Raw genomic sequence first — 14,737 nt, 5'->3', positions numbered from 1 at the left:
CTAAACGCCTACGCGCGTAGATGTGGAAGGCGACGGGATGGCGATCGTTGTCTTGTCGTTTCCGACGAGGGGCCCTCAGCAGGGGCGTTTGCGCAGTTCCATCACATAGTCGTGGGGCGCGCCCGCGGACTCGGCCGCGTCGGCGATCTCGCCCAGGTAGCGGGCGGAGGGGAGGCCGCCCTCGTAGCCGTTGAGGACGTAGGTCCAGGCGCGCTCCTCGCCGTCCAGGGTGTGGACGCGCACCCGCGTGCGCCGGTAGAGATCCAGGCCGCCCCCTTCCCAGCGGTCCAGGGACTCCTCGTCCATCGGCGCGATGTCGTACAGGGCCACGAAGACCTGCGAGATCGGATCCTCGACGAGGGTCGCGAGCGCACCCTCCCAGCCCATGTGCTCGCCCCCGAACGTCAGCCGCCACCCGTTCAGCCAGCCCGTGGCGCGCAGCGGCGAGTGCGGTGCCCGGCGCGACATCAGCCGGGCGTCGAGGTTGCCGGCGTACGCGGCGTAGAGCGACATGGTGGGAAGGGTACGGCAGCCACTCCTGTAACAGCGGGGCCACGGCTGAGCCCCCCGGGCGGTCGCACGGTGAAGTGTGCGGGACAATGGAGTACGTGACTCGGATCGTGATCATCGGTGGCGGACCCGGCGGATACGAAGCGGCGCTGGTCGCCGCGCAGCTCGGCGCGGAGGTGACCGTCGTCGACTGCGACGGCCTGGGCGGTGCGTCGGTGCTCACCGACTGCGTGCCGTCCAAGACCCTCATCGCCACGGCCGAGGTGATGACCACCTTCGACTCGTCGTACGAGGAACTGGGGATCATCGTCGCCGACGACACCCCGCACATCGAGCAGGCCGCCCGGGTGGTGGGCGTGGACCTGGGCAAGGTCAACCGGCGGGTGAAGCGGCTCGCCCTCGCCCAGTCGCACGACATCACCGCCTCGGTGACCCGGGCCGGCGCGCGGGTGCTGCGCGGGCGCGGCCGGCTGGAGGGCATGCAGGCGCTCGACGGGTCGCGCAAGGTGGTGGTGCGCGCCGCCGACGGCAGCGAGGAGACCCTCACCGCGGACGCCGTGCTCATCGCCACCGGCGGCCACCCGCGCGAACTGCCGGACGCCCGGCCCGACGGCGACCGCATCCTGAACTGGACCCAGGTCTACGACCTCGACGAGCTCCCCGAGGAGCTCATCGTGGTCGGCTCCGGTGTCACGGGCGCCGAGTTCGCCGGTGCCTACCAGGCCCTGGGCTCCAAGGTGACGCTGGTGTCCTCGCGTGACCGGGTGCTGCCGGGTGAGGACCCGGACGCGGCCGCCGTGCTGGAGGACGTCTTCCGCCGCCGCGGCATGAACGTCATGGCGCGCTCCCGCGCCCAGTCCGCGAAGCGGGTCGGGGACCGGGTGGAGGTGACCCTCTCCGACGGGCGGGTCATCACCGGGTCGCACTGCCTGATGGCCGTGGGCGCCATCCCGAACACCGAGGGCATGGGCCTGGAGGAGGCCGGGGTCAGGCTGCGGGAGTCGGGCCACATCTGGACCGACAAGGTCTCGCGGACCACCGCCCCCGGTGTCTACGCCGCCGGTGACGTCACCGGGGTCTTCGCCCTCGCCTCGGTGGCCGCGATGCAGGGACGTATCGCCATGTACCACTTCCTGGGCGACGCGGTGGCCCCGCTCAACCTCAAGACCGTCTCCTCGAACGTCTTCACCGACCCCGAGATCGCCACGGTGGGCTACACCCAGGCCGACGTCGACGGCGGCAAGATCGACGCCCGCGTGGTGAAGCTGCCGCTGCTGCGCAACCCGCGCGCGAAGATGCAGGGCATCCGCGACGGCTTCGTCAAGATCTTCTGCCGTCCGGGCACCGGCATCGTGGTGGGCGGTGTCGTGGTGGCGCCGCGCGCCTCGGAACTCATCCACCCCATCTCGATCGCGGTCGACAACAATCTGACGGTCGAGCAGATCGCGAAGGCGTTCACGGTGTACCCCTCGCTGTCCGGCTCGATCGCCGAGGTGGCACGGCAGTTGCACACGAGGAAGACGGGCGTGGAGGCCTGACCGTGAAACGCGGGGCCCTATACCACTTGGTGTGGGGCCGTGCGAACAACTTCTGCTATTCAGCGCAAACTGCTGAAAGCAGACGGTCGCTGGCGTTACTGTCAGTTTCGTGTTCGCTGCAGAACGTCGCCAATTGATCCTCGAAATGGTGCGAGCGAACGGGGCCGTGTCGCTCCGTGAACTCGCCCGCGTCGTCCAGACCTCCGAAGTGACCGTACGGCGGGACGTGCGCGCGCTGGAGGCAGAAGGACTCCTCGACCGCCGGCACGGCGGTGCGGTACTTCCGGGCGGTTTCACGCGAGAGTCCGGTTTTCCGCAGAAGTCTCATCTCGCGACCGCCGAAAAGACCGCTATCGCCGACCTCGCCGCGAACTTCGTGGAAGAGGGCGAGGCCATCGTGGTCGGCGCGGGTACCACCACGCAGGAGCTGGCCCGCCGGCTCGCCCGGGTGCCCGGACTGACCGTGGTCACCAACTCCCTGCTGGTCGCCCAGGCGTTGGCCCATGCCAACCGGGTGGAGGTCGTGATGACCGGCGGTACGCTCCGCGGTTCGAACTACGCCCTCGTCGGCAGCGGTGCCGAACAGTCCCTCCAGGGACTGCGGGTGTCCCGGGCGTTCCTCTCCGGCAGCGGTCTGACCGCGGAGCGGGGGCTGTCCACGTCCAACATGCTGTCGGCGTCCGTCGACCGGGCGCTGGTGCAGGCCGCGGCGGAGGTGGTGATCCTCGCGGATCACACGAAGCTCGGTACGGACACGATGTTCCAGACGGTGCCGACGGATCTGATCACGCGGTTGGTGACGGACGAGCCGCCCGCGCACGACGATCGTGCGGGGACGGAGTTGCAGGCGCTGGCGGACCAGGGCGTGCAGATCGCTGTCGCGGGGGCGCCGGGAGGTTCCGCGGGGGCGGGGGGTGAGGGGCCGCCGTCGGCGCGTCAGCGCCGGGATGTGCCGCTGCCCGGGCCTCGGCGGCAGGGGCCGGGGCTGCGGGCGGCTGTGGCGTTGGGGGCGGGGGAGCAGGGGAGTGAGCGGGGGGCGCGGGTCGCGGATCTGCGCCGCCGCTGATCGCTCGGCGCGGGCAGCGGGTTCCGGGGGGTTGCCCACCCCGGGGCCCCTGAACGCCGAGGGGGCGCGTTGCCCAGCAGGCGCGTGAACGCCGGCCGGCGTTGGTGCGGCCCGGGGGGTGTCTGCGCAGCCCGGCGCTTGCGGGGTGCCTCCCCCACTCTCGGCTCCTCCCCCACTCTCGGCTTCGCTCGAGCGGGAGGTACCCCCATGAGCGGGAGGTACCCCCATGAGCGGGAGGACCCCCATCGCCCTGGGGGTACCTCCCAGGCCCTTCAGGCACTGGGGGAGGCACGACTGCCCGCGGACCGCGGGAGCGGCGGCGGGATGGGCGGCCGCAGTCGCGCGCGGCGCGAAGCGCGGATCGGAGTGGGCGTCGATCAGACGCCGACGGCGGGGAGGGGACGGGGCGGGGGTGTGCGCCCGCAGTGGCTGGCGCGTCCGCGCCGGCCACCTCCACCAACAAGCACAGTCGCGCCAGTCCGAGGACGTACACCCCCGCCCCGGCCCCGCACCCCCACCCGCCGTGGGCGCTACGCGCACCCCCACCGGACCCGCAGCTGCGCCGCAGGCGTGTGCCTGGTCAGTCCTTGATCTCGCAGATCGCCGCGCCGGACGTCACCGACGCCCCCACCTCCGCGCTCAGGCCCTTGATCGTGCCCGACCGGTGCGCGTTGATGGGCTGCTCCATCTTCATGGCCTCCAGGACGACGACCAGGTCGCCCTCCTTGACCTCCTGCCCCTCCTCCACGGCGATCTTCACGATCGTGCCCTGCATCGGAGAGGCCAGCGTGTCGCCCGAGGCCACCGGCCCGGACTTCTTCGCCGCCCGCCGCTTCGGCTTGGCGCCCGCCGCAAGACCCGTACGCGCCAGGGACATCCCCAGCGACGCCGGAAGGGAGACCTCCAGCCGCTTGCCGCCGACCTCGACGACCACCGTCTCGCGGCCCGCGTCCTCGTCCGCCTCGGCATCCACCGCGGCGGCGAACGGCTTGATGTCGTTGACGAACTCCGTCTCGATCCAGCGGGTGTGGACCGTGAACGGGTCGTCGGAACCGGTGAGTTCGGGGGCGAACGCCGGGTCCTTCACCACCGCACGGTGGAACGGGATCGCCGTGGCCATCCCCTCGACCCGGAACTCGTCCAGCGCACGGGCGGCCCGCCGCAGCGCCTCCTCGCGGGTACGGCCGGTGACGATCAGCTTCGCCAGCAGCGAGTCCCACGCCGGACCGATGACCGATCCGGACTCCACGCCCGCGTCCAGCCGGACACCCGGGCCGGACGGCGCGGCGAACGTCGTGACCGTGCCCGGCGCCGGCAGGAAGTTGCGCCCCGGGTCCTCACCGTTGATGCGGAACTCGAACGAATGGCCCCGCAGCTCCGGGTCGCCGTACCCCAGCTCCTCGCCGTCCGCGATGCGGAACATCTCCCGTACGAGGTCGATGCCCGCGACCTCCTCGGTCACCGGGTGCTCCACCTGAAGACGCGTGTTCACCTCGAGGAACGAGATCGTCCCGTCGAGGCCCACGAGGAACTCCACGGTGCCCGCACCGACGTAGCCGGCCTCCTTCAGGATGGCCTTGGACGCCGAGTACAGCTCGGCCACCTGCGCGTCGGACAGGAACGGGGCCGGAGCCTCCTCCACCAGCTTCTGGTGCCGCCGCTGCAGCGAGCAGTCGCGCGTCGACACGACGACCACGTTGCCGTGACGGTCCGCCAGGCACTGCGTCTCCACGTGCCGCGGCTTGTCCAGGTAGCGCTCGACGAAGCACTCGCCCCGCCCGAACGCGGCCACGGCCTCGCGCACGGCGGATTCGTACAGCTCCGGTACTTCCTCCAGCGTCCGGGCGACCTTCAGACCACGCCCGCCGCCACCGAACGCGGCTTTGATGGCGATCGGCAGCCCGTGCTGCTCGGCGAAGGCGACGACTTCCTCCGCGCCGCTCACCGGATCGGGCGTACCCGCCACCAGCGGAGCGCCCGCGCGCTGGGCGATGTGCCGGGCGGCGACCTTGTCACCCAGATCGCGGATCGCCTGCGGCGGCGGGCCGATCCAGATCAGCCCGGCGTCCAGCACCGCCTGGGCGAAGTCGGCGTTCTCGGAGAGGAAGCCGTAACCCGGGTGGACGGCGTCCGCCCCCGACTCGCGCGCGGCCTTCAGTACCTTGTCCACGTCGAGGTAACTGGTGGCGGGAGTGTCACCGCCCAGGGCGAACGCCTCATCCGCGGCGCGGACATGCAGAGCGTCCCGGTCCGGGTCGGCGTAGACGGCAACGCTCGCGATTCCGGCATCCCGGCAGGCCCGGGCAACGCGGACAGCGATTTCGCCACGGTTGGCGATGAGCACCTTGCGCACGATTGAGGCTCCCTCCTTGAAACAAGCCGAGTTTAGGGACTGCCGACACGGCACATCGACCCGTCCCCAGTGGTGAGCTTGCCCACACGGAGCGTGATACGAGGCTTGCTCGACCTGCGAAATCCCTTGTCGCACCTCGGTACGCAGGACTCCTCCCGGAAACCCTAGCCGCCCGCTGTGGTCAAGGTCTCTGTAAGAGCGTGCTGCGGCCCACTCCGTTTCTTTGTGGAGTCCCTACGAATGGCCCAATGATTCTTTGCCCTTCGCAGAACCCTTGTACCGAGGTTTACCCGGCAGTAGCCTTCGCGTCGGCCCGAACATACTCGGGGTAACCGCAGTCGTGCTCGAAAGAGGGTGGGGGCCGGTGGTGCGCAGACCGGTGGCGTGGGTCGTGGCGCTCGTACTGTTCGCCGAGGCGCTCGGCATCGCGGCGGTGAACTGGTTCCTGGGCGTCGTCGTCGACCGGCAGGACATGTCGCTGGCGGGGCTCGACCCGGACATGATGTCGGTGTCCTCGAAGGCCGGCGGAGTCGTCTTCGGGCTCTACTTCGCCCTGTGCGGCCTGGTGGCCCTGCTGGTCGCGCTGCGCGACCGGGCGCCGGCCGGCTTCGGACGCGTGCTGCTGATCAGCGCCGCGGTGGTGCACGGGCTGCTGGGCGCGTTCGCGTGGGGGCTGATCGGCTGGACCGCGTTCCTCTACATGGTGGTCGTCCTCGGGCTCGTCGTACTGCTCCTGATGACGTACGACGGCCGTCCGGACGAACCCGCCGGCACCGCTCCGGAGGAGGGCGCCGGGGGCCCCGGTGGCGCGAGGGGTGACGAGGGTTCAGGCGGCAGCGAGGGGTCGGGCGGCAGCAAGGGCCCGGGGGGCGGCGACGGCTCTCCCGTCATCCCTCCTGCGGCGCCCACAGCTCCGTGATGCCCACACCCAGTTCGCCCAGCAGCCGCCGGACCAGCGGCAGGCTGATGCCGATCACGTTGCCGTGGTCGCCGTCGATGCCGTCGATGAACGGCGCCGAACGGCCGTCCAGGGTGAACGCCCCGGCGACGTGGAGCGGTTCGCCGGACCGCACGTAGGCGGCGATCTCCTCGTCGGTGGGATCGCCGAAGCGGACGACGGTGGAGGCGGTGGCGGAGCTGTAGCGGCCGCTGAGGGTGTCCCAGACGCAGTGGCCGGTCTGGAGCGTGCCCGCGCGGCCGCGCATGGCCTTCCAGCGCGCGGTGGCCTCCTCGGGGTCCGCGGGCTTGCCGAGGGCCTCGCCGTCCAGCTCGAGGACCGAGTCGCAGCCGATCACGAGCGCGCCCTTGACCTCGGGTTTCGCGGCGACGACGGACGCCTTGGCCTCGGCCAGGGCGAGGGCCAGTTCGGCCGGGGTGGGGGCGGTGACGGCGTCCTCGTCGACCCCGCTGACGACCACCTCGGGAGCCAGTCCGGCCTGGCGGAGCAGTCCGAGCCGGGCGGGGGACTTGGAGGCGAGCACGAGACGGCGGCGCGGGTGATCTGTCATGCGGTCAGCGTATCGACGCCGCCCGGACGCCTCACCTCGCGCCGATCACGAGCATGGCGAGCACCATGGCCAGAGCCACCAGAACGCCCAGCCGCCGCAGCATGTCCTGCGTGTCGCGCAGTTCCTTCGGCGGCTCGTTCTCGGGGTCGGACCACAGCATGCCACCAGCGTCGCGCCGAGCCGGCGCGGGACGCCTGAGTACGCGTACTCAAGTTGCCGGCGTCACGCGCCCGGCCAGTACGTCCGCGACCACGCCGCCGGCCCCGGATGGGGCAGCGGGCGGGCGGCGATGCGGGACGGGTCGGACCAGGAGTCGCGGGGCGCGGGCGCGCCGGACGGCACGGTGGCTGCCGCCGCGGCGCGCGCCCTGACCACCGCCAGTGCGGCGGCCAGCTCCTCCGGGGTCGGGTTGCCCCGTACGACCTTGATCACGACGGCTCCTGTCTGGGGGGCGGGGTTCTGCAGCGGGGTTCAGCGGAGTTCTACAGGGGGATGTTGCCGTGCTTCTTCGGGGGCAGGCTCTCGCGCTTGGTGCGCAGCTGGCGCAGCCCGCGGACGATGTGGCGGCGGGTGTCGGACGGCATGATCACCGCGTCGACGTAGCCGCGCTCGGCCGCCACGTAGGGGTTGAGGAGGGTGTCCTCGTACTCCTGCATCAGCCGGGCGCGGGCCTCGTCCGGGTCCCCCGACTCGGCGATGGTGCGCCGGTGCAGGATGTTGACGGCGCCCTGCGCGCCCATCACCGCGATCTGGGCGGTGGGCCACGCCAGGTTGAGGTCGGCGCCCAGGTGCTTGGAGCCCATGACGTCGTACGCGCCGCCGAAGGCCTTGCGGGTGATCACGGTGATCAGCGGGACCGTGGCCTCGGCGTAGGCGAAGATCAGCTTGGCGCCGCGGCGGATGATGCCGTCGTGCTCCTGGTCCACGCCCGGCAGGAAGCCCGGGACGTCGACGAACGTGATCACCGGGACGTTGAAGGCATCGCAGGTCCGGACGAACCGGGCCGCCTTCTCGGACGCGGTGATGTCCAGGCAGCCGGCGAACTGCATCGGCTGGTTGGCGACGATGCCGACGGGGCGGCCCTCGACGCGGCCGTAGCCCGTGACGATGTTGGGCGCGTAGAGCGCCTGGGTCTCGAAGAACTCGCCGTCGTCCAGGACGTGCTCGATGACGGCGTGCATGTCGTAGGGCTGGTTCGCCGAGTCCGGGACGATCGTGTCGAGTTCCCGGTCCTCGTCGGTGACGGTCAGGTCCGCCTCCTCCGGGAACGCCGGGGGGTCGGAGAGATTGTTGGACGGCAGGTAGGACAGGAGCTGCTTGACGTACTCGATCGCGTCCTTCTCGTCGCCGGCCATGTGGTGGGCCACGCCCGAGGTGGCGTTGTGGGTGCGGGCGCCGCCGAGTTCCTCGAAGCCGACGTCCTCGCCGGTGACGGTCTTGATGACGTCCGGGCCGGTGATGAACATGTGGCTCGTCTGGTCGACCATGACCGTGAAGTCCGTGATCGCGGGGGAGTAGACCGCGCCGCCCGCGCAGGGGCCGACGACCAGGCTGATCTGCGGGACCACTCCGGAGGCGAGGGTGTTGCGGCGGAAGATCTCGCCGTACGCGCCGAGGGAGGCCACGCCCTCCTGGATGCGGGCGCCGCCGGAGTCGTTGATGCCGATGACGGGGCAGCCGGTCTTGAGGGCGAAGTCCATGACCTTGACGATCTTCTGGCCGTAGACCTCGCCGAGGGCTCCGCCGAAGACGGTGAAATCCTGGGAGAAGACGGCGACCGGGCGGCCGTCGACGGTGCCGTAGCCCGTGACGACGCCGTCGCCGTAGGGGCGGTTGGCGTCGAGGCCGAAGTTGGTGGAGCGGTGCCGGGCGAACTCGTCCAGTTCGACGAAGGACCCCTCGTCGAGCAGGAGGTCGATCCGCTCACGGGCCGTCAGCTTGCCCTTGGCGTGCTGCTTCTCGACGGCGCGTGCGGAGCCGGCGTGCGTCGCCTCTTCGATACGACGCCGGAGATCCGCGAGCTTGCCCGCGGTCGTGTGAATGTCAGGCTGCTGCTCTTCCGGCTCGGACATCGGGATGCGGCTCCCTGCCTGCTCAAAAGGGGGGACGGTTACTCATCCGTAGCGTAGTAGGGGGTCATCCGTTCGGCAGTGCGGTGTTTCCCACACCTAGTGTGGGTTGCATGACGCCCCGAGATGACTCCGAATCCGCGCGGTCCGCCCGCAGCCGTTGGTCCGACCTGGACCGGCCTCCGCTCAATGCGTCCGTGTTGCGGCGGGGGCTGGTGCGGGAGGGGGCGCTGTGGCGGCAGGTGGAGGTGGTGGAGCGTACCGGGTCGACCAATTCCGACCTGGTGGACCGGGTGGACCGGGCAGGTCGGGCGGGCCGGGCGGCCGGGGGGCGGCTTGAGGAAGGGGTCGTTCTCGTCGCCGAGGAGCAGAGCGCCGCGCGGGGGCGCCTCGACCGGCGGTGGACGGCGCCGGCCCGGTCGGGGCTGTTCTTCTCCGTGCTGTTGCGTCCCGCGGAGGTGCCGGTGGCGCGGTGGGGCTGGCTGCCGTTGCTCACCGGGGTCGCGGTGGCGACCGGGGTGTCGCGGGCCGCGGGGGTCGATACGGCGCTGAAGTGGCCCAATGACCTGCTGGTCACCGTCGGGGGAGAGGAGCGGAAGGCCGGCGGGATCCTGGCGGAGCGGGCCGGGGACGACGGGGTGGTGATCGGTGTGGGGATCAACGTCAGCCTGCGGGCGGACGAGCTGCCGGTGCCCACGGCGGGGTCGCTGGCGCTGGCGGGGGCGGTGAGCACGGACCGGGATCCGCTGTTGCGGGCGGTGCTGCGGGCGCTGGAGGAGTGGTACGGGCGGTGGCGGGCCGCGGGCGGGGACGCGGGGGCGTGCGGTTTGCAGGAGACGTACGCGGCGGGGTGCGCGACGCTCGGGCGGGAAGTGCGGGCGGAGCTGCCGGGGGACCGGGCGGTGGTGGGGGAGGCCGTGGCCGTGGACGGCGACGGGCGGCTGGTGCTGGCGACGGGGGCGGGGGTGCAGGAGCCGGTGGGGGCGGGCGACATCGTCCACCTGCGGCCTGCTTGACCGCTTGACGCCTGCGGCGCAGGTGCGGGTGGGGTGGGGGCTTGGGTAGCGCCCACGGTGGGTGGGTGGTGCGGGGGCGGGACGGGGGTGTACGTCCTCGGACTGGCGCGATTGTGCTTGTTGGTGGGGCTGAGCGGCGCGGACGCGCCAGCCACTGCGGGCGCACACCCCCGCCCCGCCCCCTCCTCGCCGTCGGCGCCTGCCGCGCGGCTGCGGGCTGCGCGCCGCCGCTTCCCGCCATCCGCGCCGTCCGCGTGATCCGCGCCCTCCGCGTGATCCGCGCCGTACGCGCGATCCGCGCGAGCCCCGCGATCCGCGGGCAGTCGTGCCTCCCCCAGTGCCTGAAGGGCCTGGGAGGTACCCCCAGGGCGATGGGGGTCCCCCCGCTCATGGGGGTACCTCCCGCTCGAGCGGAGCCGAGAGTGGGGGAGGGTGGGCGATGGGGGTACCTCCCGCTCGAGAAGCCGAGAGTGGGGGAGGCACCCCGTAAGCGCCGGGCTGCGCGAACACCCCCCGGCCCGCACCAACGCAGGGCACCTGCAGAAGCGCCGGCTGTGCAGCACCCCCCGGCCCACACCCACACGGCCGGCGTGCACGCACGGTGTCTCGATCAACCCCCGGCTCAACCTAACCGAGTGAGCTGGCGCACACCTGCCGTAGAGTTGAGCCCGGTCGATACATGGCCGTGGCAGATCGGAAGGGCAGCAACGCGTGACCGTCGACGACTCGGGTTCCGGAACGGACGCGCAGGGCGCCGGCGAGGATCCGCTTGCTCTGCGCCTCGAGCAGCTCATTCTGGGCGCCGAGCGCCGTTACACACCGTTTCAGGCCGCCCGCAGCGCCGGCGTCACCATGGAGCTGGCCACCCGCTTCTGGCGGGCGATGGGCTTCGCCGACGTCGGCCAGGCCAAGGCGCTGACGGAAGCGGACGTACTCGCTCTGCGCCGCCTCGCCGGTCTGGTGGAGGCGGGGCTGCTCAGCGAGGCCATGGCGGTGCAGGTGGCACGGTCCACCGGGCAGACCACCGCACGGCTGGCCGAATGGCAGATCGACTCCTTCCTGGAAGGTCTGACCGAGCCGCCCGAGCCGGGCATGACCCGCACCGAGGTCACGTATCCGATCGTCGAGCTGCTCCTGCCCGAGCTGGAGGAGTTCCTGGTGTACGTCTGGCGGCGGCAGCTCGCCGCGTCCGCCGGCCGGGTCGTGCAGGGGGCCGACGACGAGGAGATGGTCGACCGGCGGCTGGCCGTCGCCTTCGCGGACCTCGTGGGGTTCACGCGGCTGACCCGGCGGATGGAGGAGGAAGAGCTCGGCGAGCTCGTCGAGGCCTTCGAGACCACCGCCGCCGACCTGGTCGCGGCGCGCGGCGGGCGGCTCATCAAGACGCTGGGCGACGAGGTGCTCTACGCCGCCGACGACGCCGGCACCGCCGCCGAGATCGCGATGCGTCTGATCGAGACCATGGCGAACGACGAGACCATGCCCGAGCTGCGGGTCGGCATGGCGTTCGGCACCGTGACCACCCGGATGGGTGATGTGTTCGGTACGACCGTGAACCTGGCGTCGCGGCTCACCTCCATAGCCCCGCGCGACGCCGTGCTCGTCGACACGGCGTTCGCCGAGGAGCTGATCCGTACCGGGGACGCGCCCGCCTCCGAGGCGGCGGCGGCCGAGGCGGTGAACGCGGCGGAGAAGGAGGGCGAGGAGCCGCCGGCGTACCGGTTCGCGCTCCAGCCGATGTGGCAGCGGCCGGTGCGTGGGCTGGGTGTGGTGGAGCCCTGGCTGCTCACCCGCCGGAACGGGGCCGCACCCTCCGCTTCGTCCTAGCCCGCGCCGCCCACGCACAGGCCGATGATCGGTACGCACAGGCCCGGGGGACGGGTGGGTTCCTGTTCCGGCTCGGGCTCGGGTGTGGGGGTCGGTCGGTCCGGGTGGTGCGGCGGCTTCCGGGGGGCGGGTGGGGGCTCTGCTGCGGGAGTGCGGGTTGTGGCGGGTCGGGTGGTTGCGGGGGGTGGGGTCGATGTCGGGGGTGTCTCCGCCGAGGGGGTGTTGGGGGGCGAGGGCCGCTCGGGTGTTTCGAGGGGGGACGTGTGCGGGCCGCCCAGGGCCTCGGGGGAGGACGGGGTCGCCTCGGGGGACGGTGTCGTGGTCCGGGCGTTCGGCGGCGCCGTGGTGGGGACCGGCCGTTCCGTGGTGGGGCGGGGGACGGCCTCCACGCCGGTGCCCGGCCCGCCGTCGGGTGCCGAGGTGAGGCGGATCAGGGTCACGGCGCCGGCGGCCAGGGCCAGGCCGCCCGCGGCCAGCAGGACCTTGCGGGGGCGGGGCTTGCGGTGACGGCCCCGGGCGCGGGGTAACGGGGCGGGCCGTTCGGCCGTGTGCGGTGCGGGCGCTGTCCTCATTGCTCTTCCTCCCCTGCCGCGCGCCCCCGACGCGCCGCGCTGCGGACGCTATGCGCTCCCACGGAGGGCGGGGCCCGAGTCGGCCCGATGTCACTCGAACGGGTGGGCGGGGGGTGACGAGGGAACTGGACGTGCGCCCTTTTCCGGGCGGGCCCCGGCTGCGATGATCGGGACGAGCGATGTTAACCCGCGTTAACCGGAGGCTGTCATGAGTGAGGAACGGTTCGGGGAGTTCGTGCTGGTGCGCCGGCACGAGCAGGGGCATGTCGCGGAGCTCGTCCTCGACCGGCCCAAGGCCATGAACGCCGTGTCGACCGAGATGGCCCGTTCCGTCGCCGGGGCCTGTGCGGCGCTGGCGGAGGACCGTGGCGTGCGGGCGGTGGTGCTGACCTCGACGCACGAGCGGGCGTTCTGCGTGGGCGCCGATCTCAAGGAGCGCAATTCCTTCAGTGACGCCGATCTGGTGCGTCAGCGGCCCGTCGCGCGGGGCGCGTACACCGGGGTGCTCGAGCTGCCCGTGCCGACGGTGGCGGCCGTGCACGGGTTCGCGCTGGGGGGCGGGTTCGAGCTGGCCCTGTCGTGCGATGTGATCGTCGCGGACGGTACGGCGGTCCTGGGGCTGCCGGAGGTGTCGGTGGGCGTGATTCCGGGCGGGGGCGGTACGCAGTTGCTGCCCCGGCGGGTGGGTGCGGCCCGTGCCGCGGAGCTGATCTTCACCGCGCGCCGGGTGGAGGCCGGTGAGGCCCGGGAGCTGGGGCTGGTCGATGTGCTGGTGGAGGAGGGGCGGGACCGCGAGGAGGCGCTCGCCATGGCGGCCCGGATCGCCGCGAACTCGCCGGTGGGGCTGCGGGCGGCCAAGCGGGCGCTGCGGCTGGGGCATGGGCTGGATCTGGCCGCCGGGCTCGAGGTCGAGGATGCCGCCTGGCGGTCGGTGGCCTTCTCGGGCGACCGGGCGGAGGGGGTGGCCGCCTTCAACGAGAAGCGCCCGCCGCAGTGGCCCGGAGAGTGATCACGTGAATGCGGTTCGTCATCATCCTGATGTCCCTATTTGGGCTGAACATCCTTAATCTGGGGGGATGGGTGAGGAGAGCCGGCTGGCGGCCGTGGTGGCGCTGGCCCAGGGCATGGCCGCCGCGCACAGTTCGCGGGAGTCCTGGCGGGCCGCGGCCGGTGGGGCCTGCCGGGCGCTGGGCGGCAGCTTCGCCGCGCTGTCGGTGTGGGAGCGCGAGCTCGGGCGGCTGCGGGTGCTGGTGAACGTCGGGGAGCTGGCCGAGGGGGAGGAGGAGTTCCCGGAGGACGAGTCCTATCCGGTGCACCAGTTCGCCGAGATCACCGAGTTCCTCCATGAGCGGTGGGCGGGGGGCGGTGAGCCCGACGCATGGGTGGAGACCGCCGAGGGGACCTCGGCGGGGCGGCCCGGGTACTGCCACCAGCGGGTCGCGGCGCTGCGGCGGCGGGGGCGCGGGTGCTGTGTGGTCGCGCCGGTCGTGCTGCACGGGCGGGCCTGGGGCGAGCTGTATGTGGCCCGGCCGGCCGGGGTGCCCGTCTTCGGCCGGGCGGACGCCGACTTCGCGACGGTGCTGGCCGCCGTGGTGGCCGCCGGGATCGCGCAGACGGAGCGGCTGGAGGAGGCCCGGCGGCTGGCTTTCACGGACTCGCTGACCGGGCTGGCCAACCGGCGCGCCGTGGACGCCCGGCTGGACGAGGCCGTGGAGCGGCACCGGCGGGACGGGGCCGTGGTCAGCCTGGTCGTGTGCGATCTGAACGGGCTGAAGCGGGTCAACGACACGCTGGGGCATGCCGTGGGGGACCGGCTGCTCGAGCGGTTCGGGACCGTGCTGTCGCTGTGCGGGGCCATGCTGCCCGGGGCGCTGGCGGCGCGGCTGGGCGGGGACGAGTTCTGTCTGCTGGTGGTGGGGCCGCCGGCCGACGAGGTGGTCAAGGCGGCCGACGAGGTGTGCCGGCGGGCCGTGGAGCTGGGCATCGGGGACGGTGTGGCCTGCGGGGTGGCGTCCACCGAGGATCCGATCGGGCCGGTGCACTCCGCCCGGCGGCTGTTCCGGCTGGCCGACGCGGCGCAGTACCGGGCCAAGGCCGAGCGGGCCGTCCATCCCGTGGTGGCCGGGCGGGGGGGGCCGGACGATCCCGTCGTCCGGCTCGCGGACGAGCCGCCGCGGGCGTCGGACGGGGAGCGGCGCCGGTTCCGGGGGCGGCATTCGCCGTAGGTGTGACGTAGTCGGTAAGGGGTGAGCGGGGAGTCCAGGGGTGACACCGTGGA

14 protein-coding genes are annotated in these 14,737 nt (G+C 72.5%); 7 read left to right on the top strand and 7 right to left on the bottom strand.

The genetic code is table 11. From position 1 onward, the window contains the following. Positions 1 to 75: 75 nt before the first annotated feature. Entirely contained in the window at positions 76 to 513 is a 438-nt protein-coding gene (locus tag AC5L3C_RS13585; protein ID WP_125504554.1) for a gamma-glutamylcyclotransferase family protein, read from the bottom strand. Positions 514 to 599: 86 nt separating this feature from the next. Here AC5L3C_RS13585 and AC5L3C_RS13580 point away from each other — a divergent pair, with 86 nt between their 5' ends. Together AC5L3C_RS13580 and AC5L3C_RS13575 are read left to right on the top strand one after the other, a co-directional pair. Further along, a complete protein-coding gene (locus AC5L3C_RS13580; RefSeq protein WP_493649223.1) occupies positions 600 to 2,048 on the top strand; it encodes an NAD(P)H-quinone dehydrogenase in 1,449 nt (482 codons plus the stop codon). A gap of 109 nt (positions 2,049 to 2,157) precedes the next feature. Then, complete coding sequence (locus tag AC5L3C_RS13575) at positions 2,158 to 3,114, top strand: DeoR/GlpR family DNA-binding transcription regulator (RefSeq protein ID WP_125504552.1); 957 nt, start codon at positions 2,158 to 2,160, stop codon at positions 3,112 to 3,114. A 580-nt stretch (positions 3,115 to 3,694) separates the two neighbouring features. Here the strand turns inward: AC5L3C_RS13575 and AC5L3C_RS13570 are convergent. Further along, positions 3,695 to 5,467: an acetyl/propionyl/methylcrotonyl-CoA carboxylase subunit alpha gene (locus AC5L3C_RS13570; protein WP_493649222.1), complete on the bottom strand. Its 1,773-nt coding sequence runs from the start codon at positions 5,465 to 5,467 to the stop codon at positions 3,695 to 3,697. 364 nt (positions 5,468 to 5,831) lie between these two features. Between AC5L3C_RS13570 and AC5L3C_RS13565 the strand changes: the two genes are divergently transcribed. Further along, on the top strand, positions 5,832 to 6,386 hold the full coding sequence (locus AC5L3C_RS13565) for a hypothetical protein (protein WP_493649221.1): 555 nt from the start codon (positions 5,832 to 5,834) through the stop codon (positions 6,384 to 6,386). On the opposite strand, the gene AC5L3C_RS13560 is transcribed toward AC5L3C_RS13565, so the two are convergent. The 4 genes from AC5L3C_RS13560 to AC5L3C_RS13545 form a co-directional block, all read right to left on the bottom strand. Continuing rightward, a complete protein-coding gene (locus AC5L3C_RS13560; protein ID WP_493649220.1) occupies positions 6,355 to 6,975 on the bottom strand; it encodes a Maf family protein in 621 nt (206 codons plus the stop codon). The two genes, AC5L3C_RS13565 and AC5L3C_RS13560, sit on opposite strands and share 32 nt — an antisense overlap. A 31-nt stretch (positions 6,976 to 7,006) precedes the next feature. Next, on the bottom strand, positions 7,007 to 7,135 hold the full coding sequence (gene mmpB / locus AC5L3C_RS13555; protein ID WP_493649219.1) for a morphogenic membrane protein MmpB: 129 nt from the start codon (positions 7,133 to 7,135) through the stop codon (positions 7,007 to 7,009). A gap of 62 nt (positions 7,136 to 7,197) precedes the next feature. Beyond that, positions 7,198 to 7,407 carry an acyl-CoA carboxylase epsilon subunit gene (locus AC5L3C_RS13550; protein WP_185931038.1) on the bottom strand — a complete coding sequence of 70 codons (210 nt, stop codon included), beginning with the start codon at positions 7,405 to 7,407 and terminating at the stop codon, positions 7,198 to 7,200. A 50-nt stretch (positions 7,408 to 7,457) separates the two neighbouring features. Further along, a complete protein-coding gene (locus tag AC5L3C_RS13545) occupies positions 7,458 to 9,047 on the bottom strand; it encodes an acyl-CoA carboxylase subunit beta (RefSeq protein WP_493649218.1) in 1,590 nt (529 codons plus the stop codon). Between the two features lie 110 nt (positions 9,048 to 9,157). Between AC5L3C_RS13545 and AC5L3C_RS13540 the strand changes: the two genes are divergently transcribed. After that, on the top strand, positions 9,158 to 10,060 hold the full coding sequence (locus tag AC5L3C_RS13540) for a biotin--[acetyl-CoA-carboxylase] ligase (RefSeq protein WP_493649217.1): 903 nt from the start codon (positions 9,158 to 9,160) through the stop codon (positions 10,058 to 10,060). Positions 10,061 to 10,771: 711 nt separating this feature from the next. Beyond that, the gene (locus AC5L3C_RS13535; RefSeq protein WP_493649216.1) at positions 10,772 to 11,887 is read left to right on the top strand and encodes an adenylate/guanylate cyclase domain-containing protein; all 1,116 of its coding nucleotides are present in this window, start codon (positions 10,772 to 10,774) and stop codon (positions 11,885 to 11,887) included. On the opposite strand, the gene AC5L3C_RS13530 is transcribed toward AC5L3C_RS13535, so the two are convergent. Beyond that, complete coding sequence (locus tag AC5L3C_RS13530) at positions 11,884 to 12,459, bottom strand: hypothetical protein (protein WP_493649215.1); 576 nt, start codon at positions 12,457 to 12,459, stop codon at positions 11,884 to 11,886. The genes AC5L3C_RS13535 and AC5L3C_RS13530 overlap by 4 nt on opposite strands. A 208-nt stretch (positions 12,460 to 12,667) precedes the next feature. On the opposite strand from AC5L3C_RS13530, the gene AC5L3C_RS13525 reads away from it, so the two are divergent. After that, positions 12,668 to 13,468, top strand: coding sequence for an enoyl-CoA hydratase/isomerase family protein (locus tag AC5L3C_RS13525; protein ID WP_493649214.1), 801 nt, complete (start codon positions 12,668 to 12,670; stop codon positions 13,466 to 13,468). A 67-nt stretch (positions 13,469 to 13,535) separates the two neighbouring features. Continuing rightward, positions 13,536 to 14,684: a GGDEF domain-containing protein gene (locus tag AC5L3C_RS13520; RefSeq protein WP_493649213.1), complete on the top strand. Its 1,149-nt coding sequence runs from the start codon at positions 13,536 to 13,538 to the stop codon at positions 14,682 to 14,684. Positions 14,685 to 14,737 lie beyond the last annotated feature (53 nt).

Source organism: Streptomyces speibonae (assembly GCF_984686075.1).
This window is presented reverse-complemented; position numbering and strand designations above follow the sequence as displayed.

Coding starts and splice junctions, on each gene's coding strand:
- AC5L3C_RS13585 (WP_125504554.1), bottom strand. CDS start 513: ATGTCGCTCTACGCCGCGTACGCCGGCAACCTCGACGCCCGGCTGATG.
- AC5L3C_RS13580 (WP_493649223.1), top strand. CDS start 600: ATGGAGTACGTGACTCGGATCGTGATCATCGGTGGCGGACCCGGCGGA.
- AC5L3C_RS13560 (WP_493649220.1), bottom strand. CDS start 6,975: ATGACAGATCACCCGCGCCGCCGTCTCGTGCTCGCCTCCAAGTCCCCC.
- mmpB (WP_493649219.1), bottom strand. CDS start 7,135: ATGCTGTGGTCCGACCCCGAGAACGAGCCGCCGAAGGAACTGCGCGAC.
- AC5L3C_RS13545 (WP_493649218.1), bottom strand. CDS start 9,047: ATGTCCGAGCCGGAAGAGCAGCAGCCTGACATTCACACGACCGCGGGC.
- AC5L3C_RS13540 (WP_493649217.1), top strand. CDS start 9,158: ATGACGCCCCGAGATGACTCCGAATCCGCGCGGTCCGCCCGCAGCCGT.
- AC5L3C_RS13530 (WP_493649215.1), bottom strand. CDS start 12,459: ATGAGGACAGCGCCCGCACCGCACACGGCCGAACGGCCCGCCCCGTTA.
- AC5L3C_RS13525 (WP_493649214.1), top strand. CDS start 12,668: ATGAGTGAGGAACGGTTCGGGGAGTTCGTGCTGGTGCGCCGGCACGAG.
- AC5L3C_RS13520 (WP_493649213.1), top strand. CDS start 13,536: ATGGGTGAGGAGAGCCGGCTGGCGGCCGTGGTGGCGCTGGCCCAGGGC.